The following is a 14,945-nucleotide window of genomic DNA, read 5'->3' on the forward strand; positions in this document are numbered from 1 at the left end:
GTTGGAACTCAGGCAGCGAGAGGCCTTTCTGAAACTGGACGGCACTGCGCGACATGGGCTAACTGGTATATGCGTACCAGTCTATGCGACCAGTTCGCCCTGTGCGGAGTGAGCTGGGTAATCACGTCAGATGAAGAGCTTGCCTCGATCATGCTGTCGCTGCCCTGCTCGTCGATGAACAGCTTGAGAAGGGCAGAGGTATCACAAAAAAGGATCACGGTGCCTAGCTGCGATCTTCGATCACGATGTCACTCATCAGTGGCCCGCCATCATTCAGCTTTACGGGTGGAGGAATCACAGGATTCTTGCCATTCCAGCTGATCACGCCGGCATCAATCGCCTTCTGCAGCGGATTGGTTGAGGCTGAAGCCGCTGTGTCCAGAGCCGTGATGCGAGCGATGGGTTTGCGATGGGAGGTGACTTCCACCACCTCGCCAGATTGAGCGCGTGCCAGCCATTCGGAGAGATGGGTCTTGAGATCCCGCACCGAAACCCGGCTTGCGACTACTTCTGACACGCTTAGCACTGCATATGCGACTACATTGGCCGCCTCCCGCTACGGAGGGCCGTTGGGCAACGGTTGAGACTGGCCCAGGCCGTGGCGGTTGTGGATGTCCAGCTCTTCCCCCGGGGTACTTACCTGCCCCAACCCCAGCCCTCTGCCAGCACCGAGTCTGGAGCAGCTGGAGCAGGAGGCCCGGAGACGCGGTCTGTTGCTGCGCCTGCAGGTGGGCCGGCCAGCTGGGTTGGCCTGGAGTCTGCGGCTGGGGGTGGCGCGCAGGGATGGGGAGAGGTTGGTGCTGCTGGGTGAGATCAAAGGCTGGGCCCTGCCCCGCCCCGCAGGCCTGCGCCTCGACACCATGCGGGTGCAGGGGGAGAACACGGCCGCCGTAGGCCCCTTGATCTGGGCGGCCACCTTTGCCTGGGCCCTGGAGGCAACCCCCTGCCGCCAGGCCACGATCCTGGCCATCCGCGACAGCGAGGCCCAGCACCGCCGCCTGGTGCGCTACTTCCGCCAGCTGGGCTTCAGCCCCCTGCGGGAGCTCGATGCCGGTGTTGCCGATCTGGCCCCCCGGCTGATCTGGGGTGGCGCGGGTCTGCTCATGCGCGCGGACTGCGTCGACGGTCTGCGCCGCAGTGGACGGCGGCTGGGCCTGGGTTGATCAATTTCGAAGCCGGCATCAGCTTGCAGCTGCTTCAAAACTGCAGCTGCAAGCCGATGCCGGCCGCCAGGATCGGTTCGGCGTTGCTGCCATCGGGGTTGAGGATCAGCTGCAGCACCGGCTGAAGGCTGAGGTTGGCGTTCACCAGCCAGCTGTAGTTGAGCTCGAGCACGGTTTCACTGCTTTGGCCAGGCGAGAGGCTGGGGCTGAAGCGGCTGTTGCCTATCCCTAGGGCCAGTACATCGAGGGGGCGGCCTGGCACTAGCCCCTGACTGAGCCAGCCCCCACCGAGAAACAGGGGTATGGGGTTGGTGTCCCACTCAAAGCCGGCGTTTACGCCCAGCCAGAAGCGGTTGTCGAGCCCCAGCGGTAGCGGCGCCGCCATGGTGAGGGTGGCCATGGCGGCCCCATCCAGGTTGCCTGTGCTGCGGTTGTCGACGTAGCCGCTGGCGATCTGTAGGAGGGGCGGTGGCAGCTGGCGGGCGATTTGCTGGTCGCCGGCGCGGATTGGCTTTTGCATCGCCGCCGCTCCCGGTAAGCGTTCATAGCGCCACTGCACAATCTGGAGGTGGCCGTTGAGGCGCTGTTGGTCGGGGTTGACGCCGAACAGGGAAGCCAGGCTGTATTCGGGATCCAGCAGAAAGGCGCCGTAGTGCCATTCGCCCCAGCGGCCGGCGGGCTCTGGTCGCCAACTCAGCTGCAGGCCAGGGGCGGTGTAGGGGTTGATTGGCAGCCCGTCAACACTGAGGTTGAGGGTGTCGTTGAGGGCTGAGTGCACGTAGGCATCAAGCACCGGTGCACTGACGAACCCCGGATTGAGCGAGAACACCCCGGCCTTGATGCCGATACCGCCCTGGCCTGGCTGACGCTCCACGCTGGCTTCGGTGAGCCAGAGGCCGGTGGGGTGGGCCGTGCTCTGCAGGGGGAAGGCGGCGCCGAGGCTCTCCGCGTAGTTGGCATCACCGCTGAACAGCATCAGCTGCAGGTTGGTGCGCCAGTGGTCGGCCTCTTGCCACTGCTGCGGCTCCTTGGCCAGCCCGCTGCCGAGTGTTGCCCCCAAGGTGAGTTGCTGCATCCAGCTGGCGCCTTGACGCTCGCCACCGCTGGGGTTGGCCAGGGGCTGGGCCTGCAGATTGAGGTCGAGGTCGAGCCAGCTGGCTGTTGGCGCCGGCTGGGCCAAAACTAAATGCGGCAGCAGCCCATGGCTTGCCAGCAGCAGTAGGGGTGCCAGCAGGCGCTTGGGGGATCGTGCCGCGCCGCTCAAACGTTTACAGGCTCCAGATGGGGCTTGCAACTGGCTTGGAGCGGCATCGGGGCAAGTATGCCGCTGCTGGCATCTCCGTGCTCCGCAAGAATGGAATCCTGGGTTGAGGTAGGGGGTTGGATGGGTTTTGATCCCCGCCACTGGCGCCCCTCTGCAACCTCCCCTCCGGTTACGGCCAATCTGGAGGAGCTACTGGCCGAAAACGAGAGCCTGCGCCGGGAGGTGCGGGCTCTGAGGCAGCAGTTGGACCAGCACGCTTGGTCGCAGCAGCACGCTTGGTCGCAGCAGCACGCTTGGTCGCCCCAGCACGCTTGGTCACCCAATCGGGCTCGCAGCCGCGTCACATCCGCCGCTTCCCACGGGATCACCGCGGCGCGGCTGGAGCGCTGGGGAGCCGCCATGGCATCCCATCCCCGCTGGCAGGAGCTGCGCCTGGGGCCGCCCGCTGGCTTGCGGGGTTTGGTTGAGGAGTTGCGCAGCCAGTGGTGGGATCCGCGACTCGAGCTGGAACAGGAGCTAAACCGCCGCTGCCCCGGCCTGGGCTCTGAGCTGGTTGAGGCCTTGCGGGGACCCCACTGCCGCTGGCGTTGGGCTGTGCGGGCGGCCTTTGCGCTCTATGGTCCGCGCGCTCCGGAGTGGTTGGAGGAGGCCCCAATGCGGGTCGTGGAGGAGTTGCTGCGACGCAGCCCAGACAGCTCTGGCACAACCGCCAGCGCAGCTGATCCTCGCCAGCAAGCCTTAGCACTACTGGGCTTGGCGCCCGGTGCCAGCCCTGCCGAGATCCGGCGGGCTTACCGGCGACTGGCTAAAAATCACCACCCCGATCTAGGTGGAGAGGTGACGGCCTTCCATCGCCTTGATGCCGCCTATCGATTGCTGGTCGGTTGAGGGGCTGCGTGATAGCTGCTACGAACCAGCGGCCCGCTGCGCACCTGCTCAAACCCCATCTCCCTGGCCCTGGCTCCCAGCCGATCAAATTCTTCTGGAGTCCAGTAGCGAGCCACCGGAATGTGGGCAAGGGATGGGCGCAGGTATTGGCCCAGGGTGAGGCGCTGGCAATCGACTGATCGCAGGTCGCCCATCGTCTGCAGCACCTCTGCTTCGGTTTCGCCCAGCCCCAGCATCAGCCCACTCTTGGTGGGGATGGCGGGCGCCAGTTCGCGGGCAGCGGCCAACAAGGCCAGGGAGCGGCGGTAGGTGGCGCCCCGGCGCACCTCCCCCTGAAGGCGCTCCACGGTTTCGAGGTTGTGGTTAAAGCAAGCGGGCTGCGCCGCCAGCACTGCGGCCAGCCGTTGGCGTTGGGCCGCCAACCCCTCCTGTTCGTCGCGATGGCCGCCCCAGAAGTCGGGGGTGAGCACTTCAATGCCCACTCCGGGTGTTCGCTGGCGGATCGCAGCCATGGCGGTGGTGAATAGGTGGGCGCCGTGGTCGGCCAGGTCGTCGCGGGCCACGGCCGTGAGCACCACATAGGAGAGCTGGAGCGCGGCAACTGCCTCGGCCACCCGCTCGGCCTCGCCTGCATCTAGGGGCTGGGGTGACTGGCCCTTCTCCACCTGGCAGAAGGCGCAGCTGCGGGTGCAGATCGGGCCTCCCAGCAAAAAGGTGGCGGTGCCAGCGGCATAGCACTCGGCTCGGTTTGGGCAGCGGCCCTCCTCGCAGATGGTGTGCAGCCGCTGCTGCTTCACCAATGCCTGCACGTTTTCCAGGGCTGAGGCATTGCCCACTGGACGCCGCAGCCACTCGGGCAGCCGTTCCGTGGGGTGGATGGCGCTGTAGCGCGTCATGGGCCTTACTCCACCTGGCGGCGACCTTCAAAGGCCCGGGCCAGGGTGACTTCGTCGGCGTATTCCAGCTCGCTGCCGACGGGTAAGCCGTAGGCAATGCGGCTCACGGTGGTGAATGGTTTGAGCAGCCGGGCTAAATAAAGGCTGGTGGTATCCCCTTCCACACTCGGAGTCAGGGCCAGGATCACCTCAGTGATGGACTCCTTGTCGACCCGGTTCACTAGGGGCTGGATCTGCAGCAGCTCGGGGCCGATGCCATCCATTGGTGAGATCAAGCCGCAGAGCACGTGGTAATGCCCCTTGAACTCCCGGGTGCGCTCCATCGCCAGCAGGTCGCGGGAATCGGCCACAACACAAAGCTGGCCGTTGCCGCGCTCTTCGTTGCGGCAGATCTCACAGATCGGCTCGGCCGAGAGGTGGAAGCAGCACTTGCACTGGCCCACCTGGCTGCGGGCCGCCAGTAGGGCGTCGGCGAAGTTGCGAACCTGCTCCTCAGGCTGGCGCAAAAGGTGCAGAGCAAGCCGCTGGGCCGTGCGGGGGCCAATGCCAGGTAAGCGCTCGAACTGGTCGATCAGCCTGGCCAGGGGGCGGGTAAAGCCGCTCAGCAGTCCGCCGCAATTGCTCAGAACTTAGGCAGCCAGCTCGATCAGCTGGGATTGGGGGCACCGCTATCGAGGCTGGCCCTATCAAGTTGTGCTCCATCAAGTTCTGCCCCATCAAGTTGGGCCCCTTCCAGCAGGGCACCCTCAAGATCTGCGCCAACCAGGATCGAGCCGCGCAAGTCGGCATCGCGCAGATCAGCGCCGCGCAGGTTGGATCCGCTCAGATCGGTGCCGGCCAGGTTGGCTCGGCGCAGCACGCTCCCTTCTAGGTTGACGTTGTGCCAGTGGCCGTTGGCAGCCTGCAGATTGCGTAGGTCAAAGCCCGCTAGCTGCTGGCCGTCGATTGGGAGCCCGGCGCTGTTAAGGATTTCCAGAGCAGAAATACGCCCCACCAGCCATTTGACGCCGGAGGCATTGCAGTTCATCAGCAGCTCGTAGGCCTCGATGTTGTCGCGTTGGCGCCGTTTTTGAGCCTCCAGTACGTAGAGGAAGGCGGCCGTCACGATGCTCAGCGATTCCACATTGCCGACGCTGATCAGGGCCTCCGCATCCCGCCAAAGGCACCCCGGGGCCCAGCGGTTGTTGCGGCAGGTGGCGTAGCTGTTCACCAGCAGCAGCAGCGCCATGGCCGCTGCACCAGATAGGGCCAGGCGGAACAGAAAGGAGCCGTCCAGCAGGCGGAAGAAGTGGGAATCGTGACGACGCTGCTGCCGGTCCACCCAGGTTAATTGGCGTGGCATGGGGAGACTGGAGATCAAGAGCCCATGCTGACCCCTGGGGGCTCGGCTGCCCAGCAGAATGGCGCCACGCAACGCGCCTTGAGCCATGGCTGTTTTTTGCAATCAGGCTGGTTTTTGCAGTCGGGCTGGCCTACGCGCCTTTGTGCCGCGTCTGGTTGCCTTGGTGCTGGCGGGGCTGCTGGTTGCTTGCAGTGCTGCGGCAGCCGGGCTCAATGGTTTCCAGAGCCCCGATGGCCGCTATGCCTTTCTCTATCCCACCGGTTGGACGCGGGTGCAGGTGAGTGGCGGCCCCCAGGTGGTGTTCCACGACCTGATCAACAGCGATGAAACCCTCAGCCTGGTGATCTCGGAGGTGAACCCCACCAATGACTTGGAAAAGCTCGGCAGCGCCGTGGCGGTCGGCGAGCAGCTGCGCCGCACGGTGATTGCCCCTGAGGGCAGTGGCCGCCAGGCTGAGCTGGTAGAGGCGTCGGAGCGGCAGGAAGGTCCCCGCACCTTCTACGACCTTGAATATGCCGTGCACCTCGAAGACCGCGACCGCCACGAGTTGGCCACCGTGGTTCTCGATCGCGGCCGGCTATACACATTTGCGGCCAGCACCAACGAGATTCGTTGGGCCAAGGTGAAGGACATGTTCCATCAGGTCGTCACCTCCTTCACTCTTCTGGTGTGACGGTTTCGGCTCCTGCCGATGTGGTGATCGTTGGCGCTGGGTTGGCTGGTGGTCTTTTGGCCTTGGCGTTGCGGGAGCTGGGGGCGTCGGTGACGGTCGTCGATGCCCCCGCCATTAATGGGCTTTGCTCCGCTTCAGAGCTCAGTTATGGCGCTCTGCCGGGATGGCCCCTGGCTCCAACCCCCTTAGCTCGTTTGGCGGCAGGAGCCTCCAAGCGCTGGCGGCTCCTACAGGAACGCCATGGTGACCTGGGCTGGCGCCCCAGCCGCTTGCGTTTGCACGGGGCTGCCGCCGGTTGGCGCCCCCTTAGTGCCTGGTGGCCGCTGCCCTTCGCCCAGGTGGATTCCGCAGTGCTGACGGCGCGCTTGCCGCTAGCGCTGGCGGCGGCTGGAGTGAGGTGCAAAACGGGCCGGGTGGAGCGCTTGGAGCCGCAGGCTGGGGCAGGTTGGGAATTTACCCTCAGTGACGGCTCCAGCCTGCCGGCTGCCCAGCTGGTGCTGGCGGCAGGTGCTCACTGCCGCCAGCTCTGGCCGGCCCTGCCCCAGCGCTTGCGCAGCAGCTGGGCGGCGGCGCTGCAGCTGGCCTCCTTCCCGGCGCCACTGGGCCGAGCGGCTGCCTGGCTGCCGCTCAGCTTTGGGCGGGTCGCTCTGGAGCGGCGCGCCGCTGGCCTGAGCCAGCCGGAGTGGCTGGTGGATGGCGGGTTGGTGCCCTGGGCAGAAGGGGCCCTTCTTGGCCAGCACACCCTGGTGCGACCAGGCCTGGAGCTGGGCCCAGGGCCGCCGCCTCTGGAGGTGGAAAGGCAACTGCGCCAAGAGCTGGCGGCGCAAGCCTGGGGGGCACCGCTAGCGGCGCTGCCTGGTTGCCTGCGCCAGGCGGCCGTGGCCTTCTGCAGTGAGGGCTTGCCCCTGGTGGGTCCGCTGGCAGAGGCGCCGGATTTGTGGATGTTCACCGGCTTTAGTGCGGGGTTCAGCCAGGTGCCGGTGTTGGCGCCCCTGCTGGCCCAGGTCTTGGTGTCGGGGGGAGCGCGATCGGAAGCGGCGATGCGGCGCCTGCAGCAGCTGGGCCTAGGGCTGCCGGAGTAGGTGGGGGCTGACAGCTGCCTTTGAATCCTGCAAGCTGGGTGCCATGACTCAGGCCAGTTCCACTGCTGCAGCGCCCATGCCCCGCGGCCCCCTGCAGCGGCTTCAGGCGCGCTGGAACGGATTCAGCGACCAGAACCAGGTGGGCGTGAGCCTGGCGGGGGTGGGCGGTGTGCTCGTGCTGTGGGCCTTGTTCTGGCCAGTGCCCACCGAGGTGGAAGGCATGGGCGTGTTGATCTACCCCGACAACGCCGGCATCCTCAACGCCCGTGCCGGCGGCCAGGTGCGGGAGTTGTTCGTCAAAGAGGGACAGCAGGTAGCGCGCGGCCAGGTGCTGATGCAGCTGTATCTGCCGGTGCTGGAGCGCCAGCTTGACCAGCAGCGCGGCAACCTGCGTCAGTTGGAGCGCCATAACGCCCAGCTCGATGAGCGCGATGCCCTGCGTCTGCTCACCGAAAAGCGGGCCCTGGATACATCTCTGTCTAAGTTTTCCGAAGATCGCCGTCGCTACGGCGAGTTGCAATCGACGTACTCCAGCAAACTGCGCAACCTTGATTGGCTGGCCCAGCGCGAGGTGGTGGCTCCGCTTTCTTCTGAGGTGGTGTCGGCGGAGCAGGGGCTCACCAGCACCAGCGTGAATCTCGATGACGTGAAGATCAACGAGAAGAATGTGGTGACCAATTACCAGCAGGTGAAGCTCAATATTGAGACCCAGGCCCTGCAGCGTCGCTATCAGATCGATGATCTCAAGCGTCAGATCCAGGTGACCGAAGCCAAGATCGGCTACGACGGCAAGGTGCATGCCGACCGGAACGGCACGGTGTTGGATCTGCAGGTGATCGCCGGCCAGACCGTGGGCACCGGCCAGCGGCTGGGCACGATCGGCCGGCCTGAACAACCCAGCGCTAAAGACCGCCCGCTGCGAGTGGTGTCCTACTTTGCGCCCGCCGATGCCCGCCGCCTGCCGCTGGGGCTGCCCGTGGAGGTCGTGCCGCAGTGGAATCAGCGCGGCCGCTTCGGCGGCATCGTGGGCAAGGTGACGCAGGTGCTCACCCTGCCCGCCACCGAAGACGACATCTCCACCACCACCGGTAATGCGCAGCTGGCCCAGGCGCTCACGAAGAACGGGCCGGTGATGCGCAGTGAAATCGAGCTGGAGCGGGATCCCTCCAGCGTGGACGGCTACCGCTGGACCCTCTCGGGGGGGAGTGGCGTGTTCCCGATCCGCGACGGACTCACCGTGTCGACCCATGCCTACGTGGAGTGGCGCTCGCCGATCAGCTACGTGATCCCTGGCCTGCGCTCCCTCACCGGTGGCTTCCGCACCCCTTGGATCGATCTGCGCTGGAACCAGCCCTCCCTGCGCCAGCCCAACACCGTTCCATGAGCTCCCCTGTGAAGTCGCCGTCCCTGCCACGGATCCGCAATCCCTTGCTGCGCCAGGAATTTCCCTGGCTGGTGAGCGAGGTGGTGTTGCTGCTGATCCTGTTCAACGCCAACCCGCCGGAGCTGTGGTTCTGGCTGGTGGTGCTGCTGGTGGTGCTGCTCTATCGCGTCGAGCGCTGGTGGTCGTCGCGGCCCAACGCCTGAGTCCACCAGGGCCATTGTTATTTCCCCTGCTCAGGGTTGGCTGCTGATCTGCAGCTGCGGCTGGATCGGCTCGTTGGGATCGCGCGGCATCGGCAGCAGCTCCTTCAGCAACTTCGCGTAGGTGATGTTCACGTTCACCGTCGCGTTGATCCGACGCACCAGGCTGTTGATCAGGCGGTCTTGGGTATTGGAGAGATTGAGCTCGCTGTCGAGGCCGGTTAGATAGCGCAGCCGCACGTCACGGAAGGCCTCCAGGGCAGCCGCCACGCCTCGGCGGGCTGAACTCAGCTTGGCCAGGCTGGCTTCGTGGTTGAAGAAGGCCTGCTCGATCCGCAGGCGGATGTCGTTGCGACTGGCGGCGTATTGCTGGGCTGTGGCCGCCGCCTGTTTGGTCAGGGCCCGGGCCTGGCCTGCGGTGGTGCCAGCATCAAACAGCAGCCAGGTGAAGGTCAAACCCACCGACCAGTCCCAACCGTTGTTGGTGCTCAGGGGCAGGGCGGTGGAGCCGCAGCAGCCCCCTCCACCTAGCTCGAAGTCGCCCAGGCTGGTTTGGGAGCCGCTGCCGCCGGCGTTGGCAAACAGCGACAACCGTGGCAGCAAGCCCGCAGCGGTGGCCTGGCTCTGCTGGGCCAGAGTCGTTCGAGTAGCCAGGATCGCCTCCAGCTCCGGATTGCCCCGGTAGGCCGCCAGCAGGCTGGCCTCCAGATCGAGGGGCCAGCGGGGCTGCACCACGATCGGGTCGCTGGGGCTGGGGGTCACGCTGGCGGGCAGGTTGAGCAGCACCGCCAGTTGGCGGCGCGCCACCGCCCGGTCGGCCAGGGCCTGGATCAGGGTCTCTTCATCGGCGGCCTGGATGGCCCGGCGCCGCAGCACATCGAGCCTGGGCACCAGACCCGCCTGCTTGAGGTCGAGCGTGTCCTGCAGTACTACCAAGTCGTTGCGCAGGTTGGCGTCGTAGACGCGCACCAGCTGCTCTTCTTGCTGCAGGGAGTAGTAGGCCTCACTCACCTGCAGTTGCAGGGAGCGGAGCTGGTTGGCGTAGGTGTTGCGCTGCCGTTCAAGGACTGCGCGTGCCGCCCGAACCGTGGGCGTGCGCGCAAAGTCGAGCAGGGCGTAGTTGAGCTGCAGTCCCCCCTCAACGCCCCATTCCCCGGTGGTGGTTCCTAAGGAGCCGCCGTTGGGCACATAGAAGGGGCCGTTGGGGAGCTCGAAATTTGGGCCGAAGCCCAAGTTGTCGTTCGGCTTTTTCGCGGTGGTGGTGCTGCGGCTGCCCTCGTAGCCACCGTTGGCAAAGGCGCTGATGGTGGGCCAGTAGGTCCCTATGGCGGCCTGGATGCTGGCCAAGGCGGCGGCCACTTGCTCGCGTTGGGCCTGCAGGCTGGCGCTGTTGGCGAAGGCTATGGCCAGGGCTTGCTCCAGGCTGAGGCTGGCAACGCCGCCAGCCTGAAGCTGCTGGGGGGTGGGTAGATCCAGGGGCAGACCGGCCACCGTATCGGCAGGTTGGATCGGACCGGTGGCGGGTTGGTTGGCCCGGATCAGGTTGGCGGGCAGCTCCGGTGTGCTGAGCACGTCGGCCACAGGGGGCTCGGGCTCGCTAGGCAGCAGCCGATCGAGCGCCCGCAGCTCCGCATCCAGGCGCTGCCAGCTGCGTTCAACCAGCGCGGTGGACTGGGGAGGGGCCTTGCGGGCAGGGAGCGACGCTGCCAGGGCAGCCGGGGTCCCATGGGCAGGAATGATGCCGAGCAGTACCAGGATCAGGGCGCGGTTGCGGATTGCCACGGTGGTTCCGTTTAGCCCCTCAAGTAGGTCAGTCTGCTGAATGGAACGTCCTCTTGCCTGGGGGGGACGTGCACTTTCCCGCACAGCAGCTCGGGGCACGGCAGCTCAGGGCACGGCAGCCCAAGCGGCCTCGAAGCCACGGCTGGCTTCGACCAGTTGGTGGCATGTGATCGCCCGGCGTCCACCGCTGCTGCCCAGCAACACCGCTGTGGCAAGCGGATCCTGAAAGGCTGACGTTTCAGCCTGCTCAAGCCGCTCCAGGTCCGGACCGGCGGCGGCATTGGCCCCCAGCGGTGGGGCGCTGGGCCAGTGCTGGGCCCAGCCATCGAGCTGGTCGGCTAGGTCTTGGAGGAGAAAGTGTTCCGCTTCCATCAGGGCTTTCAGACCGGGACTGGTCAACGGCACCACCGGCAGGCGCAGCATGGTTCGGTAATGGCTGATCACGGCGCTGAGCCATTGCTCCTGCAGGTCCCAGAGGCGCTGCATCCTTTCTCCCATGCGGTCCGGGCCCAGCTCCTGGCTGGCCTCCTGGCGCTGGTTCTGGAGTTGGAGGGTGGCATTAACCAGCTGGTTGCGCCGCTGCAGACGGGCGCTGGCCTCCAGTTCCCGCTCCTCCAGCAACAGCCTGGCTCGTTCCCGCAGCAAGGTGGCGATCTCGCCGAACAGTCGCTGGGAGTGTTCCTGGTGCTGCTCCAGGGCCCTGCTGGGCCAGATCTGGCTCACCGCCAGCCACGCGGCCAACACGCCGATCAGGGTCACCACCAGGCGGGTGGGAATCCAGCTGGCCAGATTGGTGTGGTGAACTGTCCAGCCCATGGATACGACTAGCCCGGCCACTTTGTAACCGGAACGCAGGCCGAGGGATCCTCCGAAGATCCGTGTCAGGGCAAGGGCTACCGCTACCCCCAGGGGTAGGGGCAGGGCTTGGCCCATGGTGTTGAACCCGATCGCCACGATCACTCCCCCAAGAAGGGTGCCCAGCACCCGCTGGGTGCCCAGCAAGCGGGTGGCGCCCACGGTGCCTCCCAGGGCCGCCCCCACAGCCAACGGGGCGTAGAACGCATCGGGGATGCCCAGCACGATCACGAATCCAGCTGAGAGCCCGGCGGTGAGGGCTAGCCGCAGGTCGGTTCGCGTGATCAGGGGAGGAGCTTTCATGGCCGGACTCCATGTCCACGGCTGGCCAGGGCCAGGCTCTGGGCGCTGCGGGTGAGCCGTTGCAACTCATCGTCGATGGCCAGCAACAACAAGGAGGGAAGCCCCTGCGCCAGGGCGAGGTCCTGCAGGCGTTTCCGTTCCGGCAAGCCCAGCACCTCTGGCGCCGGGCTTGGGCCGAGCAGTGCCGGCAGCCGCTCCAGCCAAGGTGTTGCCTCCGAGGCCAGGGCCCCCGGAGGCAACAGCTGACCGAGACGCTGCAGCTGCAGGCTGTGGTGGTTGATGCGCTCCCAGAGCAGGCTGCGCTGGCGCCAGTGCTGCCGCTGGGCTGCGCCGCTTGGGTTGCTGCGCAACTCATCGTTCACCAGCTGGTTGAGTTGCTGGCATAGGCGACTGCCCACGATCGGCTGACTGGCTCGCCCATCGCCGGCTGCTGGATCTTTGAGCTGGCGGCGGATCGCCTCCAGACGTTGGCCCAGCAGACTCCGCAGCTGCCGGTCCAGTTGGCCCATCTCCGCGAGCCGGTTGATGGGCCAGAACAGGGCATTCACCAGCAGGGTGGCCGCCACCCCCACCAGGGTGTCGGCAGTGCGGTTGAGCACATAGATCCAGTTGAGCTCGGCGTAATCGGCCACCAGAAACAGCATCGAGCACATCACGATTCCGGTGGCCAGGCCGGCCTGCCAGCGCATCAGCCGCAGCAGGGGCACCACCACCAGCAACGACACCGTCAGCCCCACCCAGCCACTTAGGAGGGTGTGCACCAGAAAACTGACGATGCCGGCGCCGATCGTGCCCAGCACCCTGCCCCGGGCCGCGGCCATGACTCGGGTGTCGGTCTCGTCCATGCACATCACCACCGCCAACAGCGGATACCAGACGAAGCGCACGTCGCGGAAGCTGATTGCCCAGGCGCCGGCGAGGGCGGCGGCCAGACCGATCTTGATGGCGGCGCGCAGGGCGGGGTTGCTCAGCATGCGGGACAGGGATCACAGCCTTGCGCTGATTCTGGCGTTCCCGTCCAGTGCGATCGATGATGGGGAGGTTGGATCCGGACCATTGCCGTTCACCCTTGATTTGCAGATCCTGCTGCGCCTAGGCCTGGCGGTGCTGTGTGGTTTGGCTGTGGGCATCAATCGAGCCCACCATGGCAATACCAGCCATCCCAATCGCCTGCGGGTGCATGTGCTGGTGGGCCTCAGTGCCTGTCTGATGGTGCTGGCGGCGGGTGACGACCCCCAGGCCCGCAGCCGGGTGATTCAGGGGGTCGCCACCGGAATTGGCTTCCTGGGGGCGGGCGAGATCCTGGTGCCCCCTACTGCTGACAAGACGGGCCTGCCTGAGGTGCGCGGACTCACCAGTGCGGCTTCGATCTGGTTTACTGCTGCCCTCGGGGTGACCGTGGCCGCCTCCACCCCCTTGCTTGCAGGGGTGGCCCTGGTTCTGGCCCTAATCACCCTGTCTCAGCGGAGCAATGGTGCTACTCCGTCATCGACGGAAGCTGCAGTAGATCAGAAAAGGAAGCGATAGCGGCCATCGCCGCTGCTTTCAGCTCCGTTGGATCCATCCAGCACAGGCTGGGGCCACTCCGCTTCCCAATAGCTGATGTCATCGCGATAGAAGGGCCGTCCGCCCAGTCGCTTGGTTTCAAGCTGGGTCGTGCCCATGGCGGTGATCAGGCCACCCAGCTCCATGGGGCCCAGATCGGTTTTCAGATCCTTACCTGCTGCAGCCAGCAGGATTGGCAGGCGCACCAGATGCTCTGGCCTGGTGAGCTTGCGAAAGAGTGCCTGTAGGGCAAGTTGCTGACGCTCAAGCCGGCCGATGTCGCCCATCTCATCGTGGCGAAAGCGCAGGAAGCCTTCCAGGTCTTGGCCTTTGAGATTTTGCAGGCCGGGTTGCAAGTCGATGTACAGGCCCTGACTGTTGTCGGTGTAGGCCATGCGTTTCGGCACATCCACCTCGATGCCGCCTAAGGCATCCGCCATGCGCCGGATTGCCGACAGGTTCACGACCACGTGATGAGTGATCGGTCGGCCTAACTTGCGGGCCAGCTCCCTTTTGAGCAGATCGGTGCCCCCCAGGCTGTAGAGGGCGTTGATTTTGTGGGGACCGTAACCTTCTGCCTCGATGTAGGTGTCACGAGGTACCTGGGTGATCCGGGTGATGCCCCCATCCACGCGCAGGCTGGCGATCACATCGGTGTTGCCACCACCCACATCGGTGCCGAGCAGCAGGATGTCTTGATTGGTGATGCCGCTCCAGGCCGCGAACGGATTGGTGATGGCGTTATTTGCTCCTGAGGCGTTGTCGCTGAGCAGTTCGGAGAGGGGCCCCGCCAGCAACAGGCCTCCGCCAAGGCCGACCCCGATCGCCAGGAGCACGGCACCGCGTTTACTCCGCTTGCGGGGCCGCTTGGCCGGAGGGGTTCTCATCCCCTGAAAGCTATTTCACCAAGCGAACCTTTCACAAATGGGGGCATGCCGCTGCCCAGAGTGGCCAGGCTCGAACGAGTTGATGAAGCTGTTGAAGCAGACCTGGCTTTCACCGCTGGACGCTCTGCAAAAAAATAACCCTGCCGTTGCGCTTCCGCGGCAGGGTTGGTGTCGCTCAGTGCGGAGCTAGAGAGCTTGCAGTACGGGCTGATGGGGTTGGCTTTACCAGCGGTTGCCGCCACCACCGCCATCGCCGCCATATCCACCGCCACCACGATTGCCACCACCACCGCCACCGCCGTAGCCCCCACGGCCGCCACCACCACCACCACCTTCACGGGGAGTGGCTTTGTTGACACGAATCATGCGCCCCATCCATTCGACGTCCTGAAGGTCGTCAATAGCCTTTTGTTCGGCCGCATCGTCGGCTAATTCGACAAAAGCGAAACCGCGCTTGCGCCCGGTTTCCCGGTCTAGGGGCAGGCTGCACTGGCGCACCTCTCCGTATTGGCCGAAGAGATCAAGCAAGTCCTCGCGTTCAGCTTGGAACGAAAGATTGCCAACGTAGATAGTCATTAATGGAGCAAATCCTGGAACTGATTCGGTCGAAGCTGCGGTTCTTAGTGGTCCTAGTGGGAACTAGGGGTGCCAAAAGAGGGGCCGTACCCTTTGAATCACGGC

At 65.5% G+C, this 14,945-nt stretch carries 18 protein-coding genes; 7 read left to right on the plus strand and 11 right to left on the minus strand.

Annotated features, from left to right (window positions below; all coding sequences use genetic code 11):
- Nucleotides 1-223 precede the first annotated feature (223 nt).
- Nucleotides 224-517, minus strand: coding sequence for a type II toxin-antitoxin system Phd/YefM family antitoxin (locus KBY83_RS09640; protein WP_255019315.1), 294 nt, complete (start codon nt 515-517; stop codon nt 224-226).
- 94 nt (nt 518-611) lie between these two features.
- On the opposite strand from KBY83_RS09640, the gene KBY83_RS09645 reads away from it, so the two are divergent.
- Nucleotides 612-1,163, plus strand: coding sequence for a hypothetical protein (locus tag KBY83_RS09645; protein WP_241518326.1), 552 nt, complete (start codon nt 612-614; stop codon nt 1,161-1,163).
- Between the two features lie 34 nt (nt 1,164-1,197).
- Here KBY83_RS09645 and KBY83_RS09650 read toward each other — a convergent pair whose 3' ends face one another.
- On the minus strand, nt 1,198-2,427 hold the full coding sequence (locus tag KBY83_RS09650; RefSeq protein ID WP_255019316.1) for a carbohydrate porin: 1,230 nt from the start codon (nt 2,425-2,427) through the stop codon (nt 1,198-1,200).
- A 120-nt stretch (nt 2,428-2,547) separates the two neighbouring features.
- Here KBY83_RS09650 and KBY83_RS09655 point away from each other — a divergent pair, with 120 nt between their 5' ends.
- Nucleotides 2,548-3,315 carry a J domain-containing protein gene (locus tag KBY83_RS09655; protein ID WP_255019318.1) on the plus strand — a complete coding sequence of 256 codons (768 nt, stop codon included), beginning with the start codon at nt 2,548-2,550 and terminating at the stop codon, nt 3,313-3,315.
- Here KBY83_RS09655 and lipA read toward each other — a convergent pair.
- From lipA to KBY83_RS09670, 3 genes are all read right to left on the minus strand, one after another.
- Nucleotides 3,294-4,211 carry a lipoyl synthase gene (lipA, locus tag KBY83_RS09660; RefSeq protein WP_255019319.1) on the minus strand — a complete coding sequence of 306 codons (918 nt, stop codon included), beginning with the start codon at nt 4,209-4,211 and terminating at the stop codon, nt 3,294-3,296. The genes KBY83_RS09655 and lipA overlap by 22 nt on opposite strands.
- 5 nt (nt 4,212-4,216) lie before the next feature.
- Nucleotides 4,217-4,795, minus strand: coding sequence for a recombination mediator RecR (gene recR / locus KBY83_RS09665; protein ID WP_106632752.1), 579 nt, complete (start codon nt 4,793-4,795; stop codon nt 4,217-4,219).
- A 62-nt stretch (nt 4,796-4,857) separates the two neighbouring features.
- Entirely contained in the window at nt 4,858-5,553 is a 696-nt protein-coding gene (locus KBY83_RS09670) for a pentapeptide repeat-containing protein (RefSeq protein ID WP_255019321.1), read from the minus strand.
- Between the two features lie 85 nt (nt 5,554-5,638).
- On the opposite strand from KBY83_RS09670, the gene psbP reads away from it, so the two are divergent.
- Genes psbP through KBY83_RS09690 form a run of 4 tightly spaced genes read left to right on the plus strand, consistent with a single transcriptional unit; the run spans nt 5,639 to nt 8,895 of the window.
- Nucleotides 5,639-6,226, plus strand: a complete 588-nt coding sequence (psbP, locus tag KBY83_RS09675) for a photosystem II reaction center PsbP (protein ID WP_255019322.1) — start codon at nt 5,639-5,641, stop codon at nt 6,224-6,226.
- Entirely contained in the window at nt 6,223-7,308 is a 1,086-nt protein-coding gene (locus KBY83_RS09680; protein ID WP_255019323.1) for an FAD-dependent oxidoreductase, read from the plus strand. Before psbP ends, KBY83_RS09680 begins: the two co-directional genes overlap by 4 nt.
- 43 nt (nt 7,309-7,351) lie before the next feature.
- The gene (locus tag KBY83_RS09685) at nt 7,352-8,692 is read left to right on the plus strand and encodes an NHLP bacteriocin system secretion protein (RefSeq protein ID WP_255019324.1); all 1,341 of its coding nucleotides are present in this window, start codon (nt 7,352-7,354) and stop codon (nt 8,690-8,692) included.
- On the plus strand, nt 8,689-8,895 hold the full coding sequence (locus tag KBY83_RS09690) for a hypothetical protein (protein WP_106632756.1): 207 nt from the start codon (nt 8,689-8,691) through the stop codon (nt 8,893-8,895). Before KBY83_RS09685 ends, KBY83_RS09690 begins: the two co-directional genes overlap by 4 nt.
- Before the next feature lie 30 nt (nt 8,896-8,925).
- Here the strand turns inward: KBY83_RS09690 and KBY83_RS09695 are convergent, their stop codons facing one another.
- From KBY83_RS09695 to KBY83_RS09705, 3 genes are read right to left on the minus strand one after another with little or no spacing between them, the layout of a single operon-like run.
- Nucleotides 8,926-10,773, minus strand: a complete 1,848-nt coding sequence (locus KBY83_RS09695) for a TolC family protein (protein WP_255019326.1) — start codon at nt 10,771-10,773, stop codon at nt 8,926-8,928.
- Between the two features lie 6 nt (nt 10,774-10,779).
- Nucleotides 10,780-11,832 (minus strand): FUSC family protein, encoded by a 1,053-nt coding sequence (locus tag KBY83_RS09700; RefSeq protein WP_255019328.1) that lies wholly within the window; start codon nt 11,830-11,832, stop codon nt 10,780-10,782.
- Nucleotides 11,829-12,806, minus strand: coding sequence for an aromatic acid exporter family protein (locus tag KBY83_RS09705; protein WP_255019330.1), 978 nt, complete (start codon nt 12,804-12,806; stop codon nt 11,829-11,831). The genes KBY83_RS09700 and KBY83_RS09705 overlap by 4 nt, the downstream gene beginning before the upstream one ends.
- An 82-nt stretch (nt 12,807-12,888) precedes the next feature.
- Here KBY83_RS09705 and KBY83_RS09710 point away from each other — a divergent pair, with 82 nt between their 5' ends.
- Nucleotides 12,889-13,359, plus strand: coding sequence for an MgtC/SapB family protein (locus KBY83_RS09710; protein WP_255019331.1), 471 nt, complete (start codon nt 12,889-12,891; stop codon nt 13,357-13,359).
- Here KBY83_RS09710 and KBY83_RS09715 read toward each other — a convergent pair.
- Genes KBY83_RS09715 through KBY83_RS09725 form a run of 3 tightly spaced genes read right to left on the minus strand, consistent with a single transcriptional unit; the run spans nt 13,341 to nt 14,840 of the window.
- Nucleotides 13,341-14,264, minus strand: coding sequence for an LCP family protein (locus KBY83_RS09715; RefSeq protein WP_255019333.1), 924 nt, complete (start codon nt 14,262-14,264; stop codon nt 13,341-13,343). The genes KBY83_RS09710 and KBY83_RS09715 overlap by 19 nt on opposite strands.
- Nucleotides 14,261-14,539, minus strand: coding sequence for a hypothetical protein (locus KBY83_RS09720; protein WP_255019387.1), 279 nt, complete (start codon nt 14,537-14,539; stop codon nt 14,261-14,263). The genes KBY83_RS09715 and KBY83_RS09720 overlap by 4 nt, the downstream gene beginning before the upstream one ends.
- The gene (locus KBY83_RS09725; protein WP_255019334.1) at nt 14,487-14,840 is read right to left on the minus strand and encodes an RNA-binding protein; all 354 of its coding nucleotides are present in this window, start codon (nt 14,838-14,840) and stop codon (nt 14,487-14,489) included. The genes KBY83_RS09720 and KBY83_RS09725 overlap by 53 nt, the downstream gene beginning before the upstream one ends.
- Nucleotides 14,841-14,945 lie beyond the last annotated feature (105 nt).

Source organism: Cyanobium sp. WKJ7-Wakatipu, assembly GCF_024345355.1.
Lineage (GTDB): Bacteria > Cyanobacteriota > Cyanobacteriia > PCC-6307 > Cyanobiaceae > Cyanobium_A > Cyanobium_A usitatum.

Excerpts from the sequence above, each read along its gene's own strand:
- KBY83_RS09725 (WP_255019334.1), bottom strand. The coding sequence starts at position 14,840 with ATGACTATCTACGTTGGCAATCTTTCGTTCCAAGCTGAACGCGAGGAC.
- KBY83_RS09690 (WP_106632756.1), top strand. The coding sequence starts at position 8,689 with ATGAGCTCCCCTGTGAAGTCGCCGTCCCTGCCACGGATCCGCAATCCC.
- lipA (WP_255019319.1), bottom strand. The coding sequence starts at position 4,211 with ATGACGCGCTACAGCGCCATCCACCCCACGGAACGGCTGCCCGAGTGG.
- KBY83_RS09670 (WP_255019321.1), bottom strand. The coding sequence starts at position 5,553 with ATGCCACGCCAATTAACCTGGGTGGACCGGCAGCAGCGTCGTCACGAT.
- KBY83_RS09645 (WP_241518326.1), top strand. The coding sequence starts at position 612 with ATGTCCAGCTCTTCCCCCGGGGTACTTACCTGCCCCAACCCCAGCCCT.
- KBY83_RS09700 (WP_255019328.1), bottom strand. The coding sequence starts at position 11,832 with ATGAAAGCTCCTCCCCTGATCACGCGAACCGACCTGCGGCTAGCCCTC.
- psbP (WP_255019322.1), top strand. The coding sequence starts at position 5,639 with ATGGCTGTTTTTTGCAATCAGGCTGGTTTTTGCAGTCGGGCTGGCCTA.
- KBY83_RS09715 (WP_255019333.1), bottom strand. The coding sequence starts at position 14,264 with ATGAGAACCCCTCCGGCCAAGCGGCCCCGCAAGCGGAGTAAACGCGGT.
- KBY83_RS09685 (WP_255019324.1), top strand. The coding sequence starts at position 7,352 with ATGACTCAGGCCAGTTCCACTGCTGCAGCGCCCATGCCCCGCGGCCCC.
- KBY83_RS09705 (WP_255019330.1), bottom strand. The coding sequence starts at position 12,806 with ATGCTGAGCAACCCCGCCCTGCGCGCCGCCATCAAGATCGGTCTGGCC.
- KBY83_RS09655 (WP_255019318.1), top strand. The coding sequence starts at position 2,548 with ATGGGTTTTGATCCCCGCCACTGGCGCCCCTCTGCAACCTCCCCTCCG.